This is a genomic window from Streptomyces sp. NPDC048566 (genome assembly GCF_043199735.1).
GTDB lineage: Bacteria > Actinomycetota > Actinomycetes > Streptomycetales > Streptomycetaceae > Streptomyces.
The window spans coordinates 552,978-568,067 of the sequence record NZ_JBICWL010000001.1; the positions used below are offsets into that span (position 1 = coordinate 552,978).

The 15,090-nt window shown below is 74.1% G+C and carries 11 protein-coding genes; 3 read left to right on the forward strand and 8 right to left on the reverse strand.

Features of this window, described 5'->3' with window-relative positions; translation table 11 throughout:
• Nucleotides 1-60: 60 nt before the first annotated feature.
• Genes ACGFS9_RS02435 through ACGFS9_RS02455 form a run of 5 tightly spaced genes read right to left on the reverse strand, consistent with a single transcriptional unit; the run spans nucleotide 61 to nucleotide 4,498 of the window.
• Entirely contained in the window at nucleotides 61-1,281 is a 1,221-nt protein-coding gene (locus ACGFS9_RS02435) for a cytochrome P450 (RefSeq protein ID WP_393249954.1), read from the reverse strand.
• The gene (locus ACGFS9_RS02440; protein ID WP_393249956.1) at nucleotides 1,278-1,916 is read right to left on the reverse strand and encodes an ATP/GTP-binding protein; all 639 of its coding nucleotides are present in this window, start codon (nucleotides 1,914-1,916) and stop codon (nucleotides 1,278-1,280) included. Before ACGFS9_RS02440 ends, ACGFS9_RS02435 begins: the two co-directional genes overlap by 4 nt.
• Nucleotides 1,897-2,253, reverse strand: a complete 357-nt coding sequence (locus ACGFS9_RS02445; protein WP_393249958.1) for a DUF742 domain-containing protein — start codon at nucleotides 2,251-2,253, stop codon at nucleotides 1,897-1,899. The genes ACGFS9_RS02440 and ACGFS9_RS02445 overlap by 20 nt, the downstream gene beginning before the upstream one ends.
• Nucleotides 2,250-2,657 carry a roadblock/LC7 domain-containing protein gene (locus ACGFS9_RS02450; RefSeq protein WP_393249960.1) on the reverse strand — a complete coding sequence of 136 codons (408 nt, stop codon included), beginning with the start codon at nucleotides 2,655-2,657 and terminating at the stop codon, nucleotides 2,250-2,252. The genes ACGFS9_RS02445 and ACGFS9_RS02450 overlap by 4 nt, the downstream gene beginning before the upstream one ends.
• Nucleotides 2,654-4,498 (reverse strand): ATP-binding protein, encoded by a 1,845-nt coding sequence (locus ACGFS9_RS02455; protein ID WP_393249962.1) that lies wholly within the window; start codon nucleotides 4,496-4,498, stop codon nucleotides 2,654-2,656. The genes ACGFS9_RS02450 and ACGFS9_RS02455 overlap by 4 nt, the downstream gene beginning before the upstream one ends.
• A 230-nt stretch (nucleotides 4,499-4,728) precedes the next feature.
• Here ACGFS9_RS02455 and ACGFS9_RS02460 point away from each other — a divergent pair, with 230 nt between their 5' ends.
• The 3 genes from ACGFS9_RS02460 (at nucleotide 4,729) to ACGFS9_RS02470 (ending at nucleotide 10,858) form a co-directional block, all read left to right on the forward strand.
• Complete coding sequence (locus tag ACGFS9_RS02460) at nucleotides 4,729-8,121, forward strand: FAD-binding and (Fe-S)-binding domain-containing protein (RefSeq protein WP_393249964.1); 3,393 nt, start codon at nucleotides 4,729-4,731, stop codon at nucleotides 8,119-8,121.
• Between the two features lie 58 nt (nucleotides 8,122-8,179).
• Nucleotides 8,180-9,304 (forward strand): lipid II:glycine glycyltransferase FemX, encoded by a 1,125-nt coding sequence (locus ACGFS9_RS02465; protein ID WP_393249966.1) that lies wholly within the window; start codon nucleotides 8,180-8,182, stop codon nucleotides 9,302-9,304.
• A gap of 603 nt (nucleotides 9,305-9,907) precedes the next feature.
• Complete coding sequence (locus tag ACGFS9_RS02470; RefSeq protein ID WP_393249968.1) at nucleotides 9,908-10,858, forward strand: DMT family transporter; 951 nt, start codon at nucleotides 9,908-9,910, stop codon at nucleotides 10,856-10,858.
• A gap of 246 nt (nucleotides 10,859-11,104) precedes the next feature.
• Here the strand turns inward: ACGFS9_RS02470 and ACGFS9_RS02475 are convergent, their stop codons facing one another.
• The 3 genes from ACGFS9_RS02475 to ACGFS9_RS02485 are packed head-to-tail and all read right to left on the reverse strand — an operon-like array spanning nucleotide 11,105 to nucleotide 14,623.
• On the reverse strand, nucleotides 11,105-11,827 hold the full coding sequence (locus ACGFS9_RS02475) for a hypothetical protein (protein WP_393249970.1): 723 nt from the start codon (nucleotides 11,825-11,827) through the stop codon (nucleotides 11,105-11,107).
• Nucleotides 11,820-12,263, reverse strand: coding sequence for a hypothetical protein (locus ACGFS9_RS02480; RefSeq protein ID WP_393249972.1), 444 nt, complete (start codon nucleotides 12,261-12,263; stop codon nucleotides 11,820-11,822). Before ACGFS9_RS02480 ends, ACGFS9_RS02475 begins: the two co-directional genes overlap by 8 nt.
• A 14-nt stretch (nucleotides 12,264-12,277) precedes the next feature.
• On the reverse strand, nucleotides 12,278-14,623 hold the full coding sequence (locus tag ACGFS9_RS02485; protein WP_393249973.1) for a glycoside hydrolase domain-containing protein: 2,346 nt from the start codon (nucleotides 14,621-14,623) through the stop codon (nucleotides 12,278-12,280).
• Between the last annotated feature and the right edge of the window lie 467 nt (nucleotides 14,624-15,090).

Sequence of the window (15,090 nt, forward strand, 5' to 3'; positions counted from 1 at the left end):
GAACCCGGCCGGCGGCTGCGCCGGCCGGGTGCGTCGGTGTCGTGCGCGGTGCCCGGGGGCTCAGGAGGCGGGCACGGGCGTGAAGGTGACGGGCAGTTCGGTCAGCCCGCGCAGCCACGGGGAGGGGCGCCGCGTCAACGACCCGGCGGGCACGGCCAGGTCGATGTCGGGCAGCCGGTCCAGGACGACCTCGATGCCGGTCCGCGCGATGACCTCGGCGACCTCCTGCGCGGGGAACGGGCAGCGGTGCTCGCCGTGCCCGAAGGAGAAGTGGGCGTTGTTGCCGCCGGTGAGCGCGGAGCCGTCGGTCCGGACCTGCGGGTCGGAGTTGGCGCCCTGCAGTCCGAGCAGCACGAGGTCGCCGGCGCGGATGCGGCGCCCGCCGAGCTGCGTGTCGCGCGAGGCCCACCGGCCCGCGACGTTCTGCGTGGGGGTGTCCTCCCACAGGACCTCGTTCATGGCCTCGGCGACGCTGTGCCGGCCGCCGAACAGGGAGGCGGCGAACCGGTCGTCGGTGAGCATCAGGCGCAGCGAGTTGCCGATCCAGTCCGCGGTGGGCTGGTGCCCGGCGGCCATCATGACCATCAGGTCCTGCGCGATCTCCTCGTCGGTGAACCCGGAGGGGTCCGCCAGCATCCGGGAGACCACGTCGTCGGCGGGGGTCTGCTTCCGGTCGGCGAGGAGCTGCGCCATCGACAGGGCGAGGTGCCGCTGCCCCTCCAGCGCGCCCTCCCGGCCGTTGATCATGTCGTTGAGGGCGGTGACCAGGCCGGGGCCCTGCTCGTCGGAGAAGCCGTAGAGGGTGGCGAGGACGCGGACGGGAAGCAGGGCGGCGTAGTCGCCGATGAGGTCCGTCTCGCCCTTGGAGCACACCGCGTCGATGAGTTCGTCGGCGAACTTCTCGGCGTGGGAGCGCAGTTCGAAGGCGTCGACGGCCTCCAGGGCGTCGCTGATCATCGCGGCGCGCTCGCGGTGGCGTTCGCCGACGGTGTAGAGGATGGAGGGCTGCTTGCGGCCGATCATCGGCAGCAGCGGCCAGTCGTCGGGAATGGCGTCCCACTGGTTCCACAGGTCCGAGTCGCGGCTGAACAGCTGCGGGTCACCGGTCACCTGGTGCAGTTCGCGGTAGCCGAGGACGAGGTGGGCGGGGACGTCGCCGTCGAGGACGACGGGCACGACCGCGCCGTGGTCGCGTCGCATCTCCCGGTACAGCTCGGCGGGGTCGGTCTGGAACCGGGGGCCGCCGAGCGGGACGGGCGCGGGGTCGGGAACGGGGCTCACAGCGCGGGCTCCGGTGCGGTCGGGGCGCCCTGCGCGGAGGGGGCGCCGTGGCGGGCGTGCAGGGACTGCAGGTGCTCCACCAGCGTGATCAGCACCTGCTTGCTGGACTGGCGGGAGCGGGCGTCGCAGTCGAGGAGCGGCACGTGGGGGTCGAGGTCGAGGGCCTCGCGGATCTCGGCCGGGGTGTGCGCGGGCCCGCCGAAGTCGTTGCACGCCACGATGAACGGGGTGCCGTGGTGCTCCAGCCGGTCGATGGCGTACCAGGAGTCGTCGATGCGGCGGGTGTCGACCAGGACGACGGCTCCGAGCGTGCCGGCGAACAGCCGGTCCCACAGGAACCAGAACCGTTCCTGGCCGGGCGCGCCGAACAGGTAGAGCACGTTGTGGGCGTCGAGGGTGATGCGGCCGAAGTCGAAGGCGACGGTGGTCGCGGACTTGCCGCGGACCTCGCTGATGTCGTCGACGGCCGCGCCGGCCTGCGTCATCGTCTCCTCGGTGTTGAGGGGACGTATCTCGCTGACCGAGCGGACCAGGGTCGTCTTGCCGACGCCGAAGCCGCCCACGACCACGATCTTCAGGCCGTTGTCGGCCGACGCCGACAGGGGCGCACGAGCGTCAGAGGTTACGGAGTCCAACGAGCACCTGCTCCAGGATGTCGGGATCGGGAAGGCCGGAGGGAACGGTGGTGTGCGGGTGGCGGGCGCCGACGCGGCCCGCGGCGAGCAGGTCGGACAGCAGGACGCGGGTGATCGACACCGGGAGCCCGAGTTCCGCCGCGATCTCCACGACGGCGGTGGGCCGTTCGCACATCCGCAGGATCGCGGCGTGCTCGGACTGCATGCCCGTCACCGGCTCGCACTCGGCGACCACCAGCGTCACCAGGTCGAAGGGGGTGTCGGGCCCGGACCGGCTGCGGCCCCCGGTGAGGGTGTACAGCCGGTCGGGCGCGTCGTCCCTGCCGGGACGGCTCATGACGTGCGCGGCGGTGCGCTCAGGTGCTCGCCGAGCTGTTCCACGAGTTCGCTCATGTTGTGTCCCACGAGCCCGGCGTCGGCGTCCTCGGCGGTGACCACGGCCAGGTGCGCGCCGTCGCCCGCCTCCACGATGAACAGCACCCCGCCGTAGAACTCGGCCATCGCCGAGCGCACGCCGCCGGAGCCGTCGCCGAACTCGACGGACGCCCCGTGGGACAGCGACTGGATGCCGGCGGCGATCGCGGCGAGCTGGTCGGCCTGGTCGACCGACAGCTCGGGGGTGCGGCACAGCTTCAGGCCGTCGCGGGAGAGCACGAGGGCGTGCCGGGCGCCCGGGGTGCGCTCCAGGAGGCCCTCGATGAGCCAGGAGAGCTTCTCGTCGGCGGTGAGGGTGCCGGTCATGAGGTGGTGTCGCCTTCCGGGAGCGCGTGCTGGGCGGGGGTCGTCGGGGAGAGGGGGTCGGCGCCCCGTGCGCCGGCCGCGTCGCCGGTGCCGGGCTGGGCGTCGGCGCGCGGCGCGGGGCGTTGTCCGGGGGCGCCTTCCGCGGCGTGGTCCCGTGCGGGACCGCCGGCCGCCGGCTCCTCGGCCCGCGCGGGGTCCGGGGCGTCGGGCGCCGTGCCGCGCACGGCCTGCCGGAAGCTGCCGAAGCGGGCGGCGGACCGGGTCCGCCGGTCCTCCTCCTCGCGGGCCTCGGGAGCGGGCCGCGCCGCCGTGTGGGAGCGGCTGCGCTCGGCGTGGGCGAGGGTCCGTCCGCGGCGCCGCCTGGGCAGGCCGCCGGCGGGCGCGGGCCCCTGATCGTGCCGCGGCGAGTCGTGCGCCGGGACCGGGTCGGGGTCGAGGTCCCCGCTCGCGCGGCCGGCCGCGTACGACACGGGGGCGGCGGGGGTCTCCCGGGAGGGCCGGGCGGCGCCGGCGTCGTGCCCGACGGGCGCACCGTCGGGGGCCGCCGGCTCGTCCGGGGTGCGTCGCTCGTGGGTGGTGTCGGCGGGCCCGGCGGCGGTCGCGGCGGCCGGGGCCTGCGCGGCGGGGGCGCCGCCGGCGGCGCCGGGCTGGGTGAGGAGGTCCTGCGGGATGAGGACGAGGACGCCGGTGCCGCCGCGCGCGGAGGGGCGGAACGACACCTTCAGGCCGTGCTTGCGGGCGAGCCGGCCGACGACGGCGAGGCCGAGACGGGTGCCGGTCAGGCCGCCGAGCCCGCCGCCCTCCGCCGCCTCGCCGGAGACGGCGCGTTCGGCGCGGCGCAACTGCACGTCGCCCATCACCAGGCCGCTGTCCTCGACGGAGACGATGACGCCCGCCGGAACCTCCTCCACGTAGACGTGGACCTCGGCGGTCGGCGGGGAGAACGTGGCCGCGTTGTCGAGGAGTTCGGCGAGCGCGTGCATGACGCCCTCGGCGGCGTGCCCGGCGACGGCGGCCTCGCTCGCGGAGTGCACCCGCACCCGCTGGTAGCCGCCGATGCGGCCCATGGCGCCGCGCAGGATGGACTCCATGACGATGGGGCGGGCCCAGCGGCGCCCGGAGCGGGCGCCCGCGAGGACGGCCACGGAGTCGGCGAGCCGGCCGGCCTGCGCGGTGCGGTGGTCCAGGTACAGCAGGTCGGCGAGAACGTCCTCGTCGGAGTGCCGCTCCTCCATGGCGCGCAGGTCGGCGAGCATCCCGGTGGACAGGGCCTGCATCCGGCCGGCCGCGTTGGCGGTCGCGGAGATGGCGGCGGCCCGCTCGCCGGTGGCCTGCCGGACACGGGCGCCGAGTTCGGCGTTGCGGGCGCTCAGCCGGGCGCGGTCGGCGGCGAACCGGTCGCGTTCCGCAGCGAACTCCGCGGTGAGGCGCTCGCGTTCGCGGTGCGCCTCCTCGGTCAGCCGGGCCCGTTCCCGGTCGGCGGCCTCGGCCTCGCGCGCGCGTTCCCGTGCGGCCTCGTCGGCCATCCGGTTCCGTTCCCGGCCGAACTCCTCGGCCTGCCGGGCCCGTTCGTGCAGCAGCCGGCCGGCGTCCTCGGTCACGGAGTCGAGTCTGCGGCGCAGGACCGCGGCGACCGCGGTCGCCCGGGCCGCGACGGCGACGGCCGCGCACAGCAGGACGGCGGCGATGCCGAGGCCCCAGGCGAGCGGGGCGCGGGCGGGCGCGGGGGCGAGCAGGACGGCGGCCGGCACGGCGATCGCGGCCGCGACGGCGGCGGTCAGCACGGGGGGTGCGAGGGCGCGCAGGGCGGGGCGTTCGCCGGACGGCGGGGGCGGGGTCATCAATCGGTCCTCGGTCGTGTTCCTGGGGGAAGAACGTGTCCTCGGTGGTGTCCTCGGTCGGGTCCTGGGCGAGAAGCGACACCAGGTGCTCAACTGGCGGTCACTATATGTGAGTTCGTGATCGGATTGGGAAGGTTCGGGGAGCGGTCTCATGATCGACACGGCAAAACGGGGCCTTTCGGCCGTCCAGCGGGCAGCCCCCGCCCGCCCCCGGGCGGCATCCTGGACCCATGACGGATCGCGGCGGACGACCTCACGGACAGCCCGGACGACGACCCCGGGCCCACCCCACCCGGCCCCCCGGCACCCCCACCGACCGTGCCGCCGACCGGCCCACCCCACCGCCCCGGCCAACCGGCCCCGCCACCGCGCCGGACCCGGACACCGGCACGGCCGGCGGCGACACCCCCGCCCGGCACCCGGCGGAGCACGACACGGACGGCAGCGGCCCGGCCGACGGGCCCGCGCAGCACGGCGACGCGGAGAGAGGCGACCCGATGGACGACGGCGCGACACACGAGGAGACCGGCACCGGCGAACCCACCGGCACCGGCGAACCCACCGGCACCGGCGCGACAGGCCGCGGGACCGGAGCGCGCCCGCCCGGCCGGACGGACCGCGGCAGCACCCCCCTCCCGCGGAAGGCGCCCGCCCGGACCGCACCGCAGGACCACCACCACGCCCTGCGCACCGCCCTGACCCGGGCCGTCCGCGGCGACGTCGCCTTCGACACCACCGCCCGCGCCCTCACCACCATGGACGCCTCCAACTACCGCCGCGTCCCCCTCGGCGTCGTCTCCCCCCGCGACGCCGACGACATCGCCGCCACCCTCGACCTCTGCCGCGAACACGGCGTCCCCCTCGTCCCCCGCGGCGGCGGCACCTCCATCGCCGGACAGGCCACCGGCACCGGCATCGTCCTCGACCTCACCCGCCACATGAACCGCGTCCTCGACCTGGACCCCGCCACCCGCACCGCCCGCGTCCAGCCCGGCACCGTCCTGGACCGCCTCCAGGAAGCCGCCGCCCCCCACGGACTCCGCTTCGGCCCCGACCCCTCCACCCACAGCCGCTGCACCATCGGCGGCATGATCGGCAACAACTCCTGCGGCACCCACTCCGTCGCCTGGGGCACCACCGCCGACAACGTCGGCACCCTCACCGTCGTCGACACCACCGGCCGCACCACCCGCCTCGGCCCCCACGGAGCGGGCGCACCCGACGGCCTCGGCGACCTCGTCGCCGACCACCTCGCCCTGCTGCGCACCGGCTACCCCGACCTGCCCCGCCGCATCTCCGGCTACGCCCTCGACGCCCTCCTGCCCGAACGCGGCAACGACGTCGCCCGCGCCTTCTGCGGTACCGAGGGCACCTGGGCGGTCCTCACCGAAGCCGAGGTCCACCTCGTCCCCACGCCCCCCGCCCGCGCCCTCGCCGTCCTCGGCTACCCCGACGAGAGCGCCGCCGCCGACGCCGCGGCGGGCCTCCTCCCGCACCACCCCCTCACCGTCGAGGGCATGGCCGCCGACCTCGTCCCCGACCCCTCCGCCCTGCCCCGCGGCGGAGCCTGGCTGTTCGTCGAGACCGGCGGCACCACCCCCGCCGAAGCCCGCGCCCACGCCGACACCATCGTCCGAGCCGCCGACGTCACCGACGCCCGCGTCGTCACCGACCCCGCCGGCCAACGCGCCCTGTGGCGGCTGCGCGAGGACGCCTCCGGCACCGCCACCCGCATCCCCGCCACCACCGGCCCCGCCGGCGAGGCATGGCCCGGCTGGGAGGACTGCGCCGTACCGCCCGCCCGGCTCGGCGCCTACCTCCGCGACTTCCGCGCCCTCCTCGCCGAACACCACCTCCGCGGCACCCCCTACGGGCACTTCGGCGACGGCTGCATCCACGTCCGCATCGACTTCGACCTCGTCACCACCCCCGGCATCGCCCGCTTCCGCCGCTTCTCCGAGGACATCGCCCGCCTCGTCGTCTCCCACGGCGGCTCCCTCTCCGGCGAACACGGCGACGGACAGGCCCGCGCCGAACTCCTGCCCGCCCTCTACGGACCCGACCTCGTCCACCTCTTCGAACGCGCCAAGGACCTCTGGGACCCCCACGGCATCCTCAACCCCGGCATCCTCGTCCGCCCCCACCGCCTCGACGACAACCTCCGCTTCGCGCCCCTCCCGCGCCGGCCCGTCGACGTCGCCTTCGGCTACCCCGACGACGACGGCGACTTCACCGCCGCCGTCCGCCGCTGCGTCGGCGTCGCCAAATGCCGCACCACCACCCCGCCCGGCCACGACGTCATGTGCCCCTCCTACCGCGCCACCGGCGACGAGACCCACTCCACCCGGGGCCGCGCCCGCCTCCTGCACGAGATGCTCGCCGGCGAGATCGTCACCGACGGATGGCGCTCCACCGAGGTCCGCGACGCCCTCGACCTGTGCCTGTCCTGCAAGGGCTGCCGCTCCGACTGCCCCGTCGGCGTCGACATGGCCACCTACAAGGCCGAATTCCTCCACCACCACTACGCCGGCCGCCGCCGCCCCCGCAGCCACTACACCCTTGGACGGCTCCCCGGCTGGCTCGCCGCCGTCACCCGCACCCGCACCGCCCGCCTCGTCAACGCCCTCACCGCCCTGCGCCCCGCCGCCGCCCTCGCCCGGCACCTCGCCGGCATCGCCCCCGGCCGCCCCCTCCCCCCGCTCGCCCCCCGCACCTTCAGCCGCTGGTGGGCCGACCGCCTCCGCGACCGCGCCCGCACCCCCGCGGCACCCCCCGCCGGCCCCTCCGGCTCCGCCGGCCCCGCCGTCCTGCTGTGGCCCGACACCTTCACCGAACACCTCGCCCCCGCCGCCGGCATCGCCGCCGTCCACGTCCTGGAGAACGCCGGACTCACCGTCCTGCTCCCCGCCCGCACCCCGCACCGCACGGCACCCGTCGGCGACGGCACCACCCGCGGCCCCCTCCGCCCCGGCCTGCTGCCCGCCCTGCGCAGCCGCCGCGTCTGCTGCGGACTCACCTACACCACCACCGGCCAGCTCGACCGGGCCCGCACCGTCCTGCGCCGCACCCTCGACCTCCTCCAACCCCACCTCGCCGTCGACGACCTGCCCGTCGTCGTCCTGGAACCCAGCTGCGCCGCCGCCCTGCGCACCGACCTGCCCGAACTCCTCCCCGACGACCCCCGCGCCCACCGCCTCGCCCGCTCCGTCGTCACCTTCGCCGAAGCACTCGAACGCCACGCACCGCACTGGACCCCACCGCGCCTGGACCGTCCCGTCGCCGGACAGACCCACTGCCACCAGCACGCCGTCCTCGGCGACGGACCCGAACAGCGCCTGCGCGCCGCCGCCGGACTCACCGGCACCCTCTCCGGCGGCTGCTGCGGCCTCGCCGGGAACTTCGGCCTCGAACAAGGCCACCAGGACGTGTCGAGAGCCTGCGCCGAGGAGCAGCTCCTGCCCGCCGTGCGCGCCGCCGCACCCGACACCGTGATCCTCGCCGACGGCTACTCCTGCCGCACCCAGCTCGCCCACCTCGGCGACCGCACCGGCCGCCACCTGGCCGAAGTCCTCGCCGACGCCCTCACCCCGCAGGCCCGCGAGACCGGCCCCGACACCCCGTGATCGTTACGCTGACCACCCCGAGCACCCCCGGACCGAGGACCACGAGGAGCACGCCCGCATGACCCTCCGCCTCCAGACGATCACCCGCGACGAACACCTCGCCTTCGTCCGCTCCCGCCCCTCGGCCAGCCACATGCAGGTCCCGTCCTGGGCCGACGTCAAACCCGACTGGCGCAGCGAGAACCTCGGCTGGTTCGACGAACGCGGACACCTCCAGGGCACCGGACTCGCCCTCCTGCGCCCCCTCCCGGGAATCAAGCGCCACCTCGCCTACCTCCCCGAGGGCCCCGTCATCGACTGGCACGCCCCCGACCTCGCCGAGCGCTGGCTCCGCCCGATGCTCGCCCACCTGAAGCAACGCGGCGCCTTCAGCGTCAAGATGGGGCCGCCCGTCATCGCCCGCCGCTGGAGCGCCGACACCGTCAAGGCCGCCATCGCCGACCCCGCCGCCCACCGCCTCGCCGACGTCCCGCCCACCTCCGAGGACCCCGCCGCCGCCGAGATCGCCGCCCGGCTGCGCGCCGCGGGCTGGCGGCAGGCCGAACCCGGCGGCGAGGACGGCTTCGCCGCCGGCCAGCCCCGCCACGTCTTCCAGGTCCCCTTCGCCGGCCGCACCCTCGACGACCTCCACAAGGGCCTCAACCAGCAGTGGCGGCGCAACATCAAGAAGGCCGACAAGGCCGGCGTCAAGGTCGTCCGCGGCGGCCGGGACGACCTGCCCGTGTTCCACGAGCTGTACGCCGAGACCGCCGAACGCGACCGCTTCATCACCCGCCCGCTGTCCTACTTCCAGCGCATGTGGACCGCCCTCACCACCGAGGACCCCGACCGCATGCGCCTCTACCTCGCCCACCACGACGGCGACGTCCTCGCCGCCGCCACCCTGCTCACCGTCGGCACCCACGTCTGGTACTCCTACGGCGCCTCCAGCAGTCGCCGCCGCGAGGTCCAGCCCAACAACGCCATCCAGTGGCGCATGATGACCGACGCCCACGAACTCGGCGCGACCGTCTACGACTTCCGCGGCATCACCGACACCCTCGACGAGAGCGACCACCTCGTGGGCCTGCTCCGCTTCAAGGCGGGCGCGGGCGGCGAGGCCGCCGAATACCTCGGCGAATGGGACTTCCCGCTGAACCGCCTCCTGCACAAGGCACTCGACGTCTACATGACCCGCCGCTGACCCGCGGCCCGCAAGGTCCCCGCGGCGCGGCGCGGCCGGCCGGCCCCCCGGCCCCCGGCGCTACGGACTGTCGGCCTCCCGGCCCCCGGCGGTACGGACGGTCGGCCCCGCCCGCCGAGGCGGGCGGATGGTCGGCCTCCCGGCCCCCGGCGGCAGGGATGGTCGGCCCCCGGCCCCCGGTGGCACGGACGGTCGGCCCCCGGCCCCCGGCGGTACGGATGGTCGGCCTCCCGGCCCCCGGCGGCAGGGATGGTCGGCCTCCCGGCCCCCGGTGGCACGGATGGTCGGCCTCCCGGCCCCCGGCGGCACGGACAGGTCGGCCCCGCCCGCCGCGGCGGCGCGGGCCGCCGGACCCGCGCGTCCGGCCGGACCGCCCGCGGGGTGCGGACCGGCCGGACGCCCGCCCGTCGGCCGGTCCGCCGGGTGCGGACCGGCCGGACGCCCGCGGCCGGCCCGTCGGGGCGGCACGCCCGTCCGGGAGGCACGCCCGGGGCACGTCTGCGACAGTTGCATCACGGGTTCACACGCCTGACCCGGTCCATTACTCTGGACTGGCAGGTGCAGCACGATGAACGAACCTGAGTCGAACCCCTGGAAGGCCCCGTGAACACCCCCAGCGCCGCCCCCGGCACACCGGCCACCGCCACCCCGGCCGGCGCACCCGGCACCCCAGCCGGCGGGCGCGGCAGCCTCGGACCCGTCGGCCTCGTCCTCGCCGGCGGCATCTCCGTCCAGTTCGGCGGCGCCCTCGCCGTCAGCCTCATGCCCCGCGTCGGCGCCGCCGGTGTCGTCACCCTGCGCCTGCTCGCCGCCGCCGTCGTCCTCATCGCCGTCTGCCGCCCCACCCTGCGCGGCCACTCCCGCGCCGACTGGGGCACCGTCGCCGTGTTCGGCCTCACCATGGGCGCCATGAACGGCCTCTTCTACCAGGCCGTCGCCCGCATCCCCCTCGGCCCCGCCGTCACCCTCGAAGTGCTCGGCCCCCTTGCCCTCTCCGTCCTCACCTCCCGCCGCGTCCTCAACCTCCTGTGGGCGGGACTCGCCCTGGGCGGGGTCTTCCTCCTCGGCGGCGGCGGCTTCGGCAACCTCGACCCCGCAGGCGTCGCCTTCGCCCTCGGCGCCGGCGCCATGTGGGCCGCGTACATCGTCTTCAGCGCCCGCACCGGCCGGCGCTTCCCGCAGGCCGACGGCCTCGCCCTCGCCATGGTCGTCGCCGCGACCGCCTTCCTCCCCCTCGGCGTCACCGCCGCCGGCAGTCGCCTCCTGGTGCCGGCGACCATCGCCCTCGGCGCCGCCGTCGCCCTGCTCTCCTCCGTCCTGCCCTACACCCTCGAACTCCTCGCCCTGCGCCGCCTCCCCGCCTCCACCTTCGCCATCCTCATGAGCCTCGAACCCGCCGTCGCCGCGATCGCCGGCTTCCTCGTCCTCGGCCAGACCCTCTCCCTCACCCAGTCCCTCGCGATCGCTCTCGTCATCGCCGCGAGCATGGGCGCCGTCCGCACCCAGATCGGCCGCGGCAAGGCCGCCCCCCTCCAGCCGGCGCCCGACGCCTGACCGGCACCCCCACCCACCGCGCGCCGACGGCACACGGCGCGGCCACCGCCCGGCGACCCCGCCCGCCCCGTCCGGCGCGCCCGGAACCGACCCCGCCGCCGGGAACCGCCCCGAACGACCGCCGCCCCCCGCCGCCCCGCAGGGGCGAACGAGGGGCGGCACACACCACAAGCGGACCGGCCCGACCGGGACCGCACACGCCGTGATCACCCGGCCGCGATCACACCCGCGGCACCACGCCCGGCCTCACCGGGCGTTACGGGCCTTGCGCGCACGCGAGATCCGGGCCGGACGGAACGCGTCGACGGTCCCGGCACCCCGGCCCGGCCGCTCCTCCCACCCGTTGATCGTGGCCACGAGCTTCCTCAGACGGGAGTCGTGCGGCGGCACGTCGATCTGGAAGTGCGACTGCTTCAGCGGACTCGACTCACCGCCCCAGGCGACGACACCCCCGCAGTCCGCCAGGATGTCCTCGACCACCGTGACCTGCGCATCGCTCATCCCGTTGCCGGCCGGCGCGCCGAGCGGGTAGTACACCTCCTTGATCGTCAGAGCCGTCCCCGACAGCCGGTTGCTCTCCATGTCGGCCCGCACCCCGGTGTCGGAGGTGTGCCCCGACAGGTCACGCGCCTCCAGCATCTCGACCTCGTAGCAGTAGCGGCGCACCACGTACAGCAGCACCGTCGCCGCGTCCCCCGCGGCCAGACGGACCGCGAGCCCGCCCGCACCCTCCACCCGGTGCGAGGGCGCGTCGGCCAGCACCGGCCAGCCGTTCGCGCTGCGCCGCGCCGTCCAGGCGACCGTCTTGTCGCCCGCACCCGGCGACGCCTTCCCCGGCGCGGCGGCCCCGGCCGCCGTCGGGGCCGCCGCAGCCGTGCCGGGCGCCCACACGGCGCTCCCCACGGCCAGCGCGGAACCCACCGTCAGCACACGGCGCCGCGTCGGTCTGGGCATCTCGGTGTCAGACATGCGTCTTCTTTCCCTCTCTGATGACATGGCGCACTCCGAGCCAGCCGGCCGCACCCAGGCAGCCGACGAACAGAAGTACGAGGGCGATCACCGCGGGATTGATCCAGGCCGGGACGAGATCCACCGACGCACTGCACTTGGCGTGCAGCGGGAAGAACCGCTGCGACTCCGCGTAGTGCACGTCGTTCCACGCGTCGTCGAAACGGACACCGCTCCTGCTCTCACAGGACTCCCGAAGATCCAGACCCGCCCGGGAGAACCCCACCAGCCACACCGTCGCCGCGTTCAGCAAAGCCACACAGCCCAGCGCGACGAACGACGACGGCCGCAGCCACCCCTGCCCCCGCCGTCTGCGCCGCGCCGCCACCACGACGACCCCGCACAGCAGCACGGTCGGAATCCAGAACAGAACGGCCCCGACGAACGAAATTCCCACGGAAGAACTCTCTGCTACTCAGCGCCGACCCGGGCAAGGAGGGCGTCGGTGAACCCCTGAACGAAACTGTCCAACTTGTCCGACCCACCCGGAAGGTTGATCATGACGTTCGGATACATCGCCCCGTCCAGCGTGATGAAGTAATTGCGCGCCAGATCGAAGATCGGATCCGTCGCCGTCAGCACGTTCCAGGCCGCCTGCTTGCAGTCCCCGGCCGACCCCCAGCGCCCCCCGAAATAGTCCGTGAACCGCTTCAGAGCCGTCCCGCCGTTGCTGTACCGCTCCCGCACCGCCGTCGCGATGTCCTTCCCGCCCCGCACCGCCCGCGCGACCAGATAGCCGTCCGCGTCCTCGATGAGATCGGTGAACCCGAACGACGACGACACCCCCGGCTTCGCCAGCTTCGCCTCGCAGAACGCCCTGCCCGACGCGTACTGCTCCTCGGAGTTGCGCCAGTCGGTGTAGAAGGTCATCAGGTCACCGCCCCAGCCGGTGATGTCCCCCACGTTCACACTCTTCGGATTGCCCGGCTGGTCCACCACGTAATGACCGTCGGCCGTCGCCAGCATATGCTCCGCCCCGATGCGGTACCCCGACACCGGATCGGTGAACTCCGGCAGGACCGAGAACCCCTTGCCGCTCGCGTACGACACGAAGTCGTGGTCGTAGTCGCCGATCAGAGCCTGCCACTGCACGCCACCGTAGGTCTTGTGCCGCATGAACTCCATCACCAGCTTCGAGGCCGACCGGTCGGTCGAGTGCGACGCCTTGTAGTCCACCGCCGCCGCGTACAACCCCGCTATCAGGCTGATGAAGTCCGACGCCGGCGACGCGTCCCGGTTGAGGGACGACACACCCGGATCGGAGTTCGGCCGCCACACGTCGTTGTCCAGGTCGATCGGATCGCTCCCCGGAATCGAGATGCCACCCGTCTCCTTGATCTGGTTGAACGACCAGTTCGACGGCAGCGGAAAACCCAGATTCCCCGAGAACCCCCACGACATACCCGACACGAACGAATACCGCGCATAGGTCTTGTTCGTGACGTTGATGCACACGTTGCGCGACCCGTACACACCGTGCACGTACTTCTTGCCCCGGCTCGCCAGACCCGAGGCCACCCCCTGGAAATACTGGATGACGTGCCCGTCGATCTCCTCCTGCGTGGTGTCGTAATCCACCGCGAAGTAGATCGTCGTCCCCCGGTTGATCCCGAAACCCTCCGCCATCTCATGCGCCTTCAACGCATGCTGGTAACCGATCTCGTACTTGTACTCCGACACGTCACGACCGTGGACCTGGAAGATCGGGAAGACCTTCAGCTTGTTCGCCAGAATCGTCTCCAGCTCACCCGGCTGGATCTGCTTCTCGTAACTGGGATCCGGGTGGTACAGGTAACGGCCCACGATCCGGTACCCGTTGTCGTACAGCCACTTGGCCCGCGCCGAACTGATCACGAACCGCGTGTCCGAACCCGTCACCGCCCGGTCGGGATCACCCATCGACACCAGCAGCTGCGCCCACGTCGTGTAGTCGGCGCGCCCCGTCTGCGGGATATAGGAGAACTCCTGGAACAACTTGACGTACTCGGTGGTCTTCGCATCCCACGACGACTTGAACGTGGTGCGCACCCCGTTGCCGATCGGAACCGGCTCGTTGAAGACACACGCCGCCGTGAACAGACTCACCAGCGTCCCCGAACTCCCCTCGGACAGCGACACGTTCCGCAGCGCCGCCTGAGTGCCCGGACCGAAGTTGCCGTTCGGGGAGGAGATGCCCAACTCGTACTGCAAGGCGATCATCAGCGCCTTCTGCACGTCACGCGAGTAGATGCCGTCACACGGACCGATGCTCGCCGCGCTCCGGGTCCAGTAGTTCTGGTTCAGCCACTGCTGGATACCCCGGATCTTGTCCGTGCCGCCCGCGACGACGACATAGGCGTCCATGTTCAGGATGGCCTTGGCGATCTTCGCGGTGATGACCCCCGGGCCACCGATCCCCATGTTGGACCGCAGCTTCTCCACCGCGTCCCGCGTGACGCCGGTGAACCACCCCTCACTGCCCGGCTCGACCGCCCAATACCCCTTGCACCACAACCCGAACTCCAGCACCGCCACCAGGTTCCGGTTCTTGTCCCACTCGAAGCCGATGTCCCCCAGGGCATCCAGCTTCGCGTACGTCGTGGGGCCGAAGGAGGCGACCACCGGACTGATGCCGAGCTCGTGCTGGAGCGCCATGACCAGGGAGTTCATGGTGCCCCAACCGGACACACCGTTCTCCGGGCAGGCGACGTAGCCGGCGACGCCGCCGTAGTTGGAGTTGACCCACTTCTGGGCTCTGAGGACCTGTTCGTCTGTCACAGCTGCTTCCTTTCGATAACGAACACGGGCGCAGGCGACCGGCCCGTCCAGGCCGTGCGCACCAAGGGAGGCCGCCGCCGCGCCACCCGCGGCGCGCGCCGAACGCCGGGAGGAGCGGCGGAAGAAGTGCCGAGAGAAGCGATGAGGGACGTGCCGGGAGGAGCGCCGCGCAGAGCGCGGGAGGAACACGGGCCGACGGCCGGGAACCCGCCGGCGACGCGATACGCCCGCGGCCCCGGCGACACGCCCGCAGGCCCGCCCCCGCGCCAGGGACGGCCACCCCGTGCCGCGCACGGCGGGACCGGGCGGACACGCCCTCCCCGCGGGGACATCCGGCGGCCCGGACCGCCCCGGACGACCGCCCGCGCAGACCACGGCGAACGACCGCGGAGCCCGCCGGCCCGCACCGCCGGCCACCCGGCACACCCCACGGCCGGACCGGCGACGGCCACCGCGAGACCGGATGC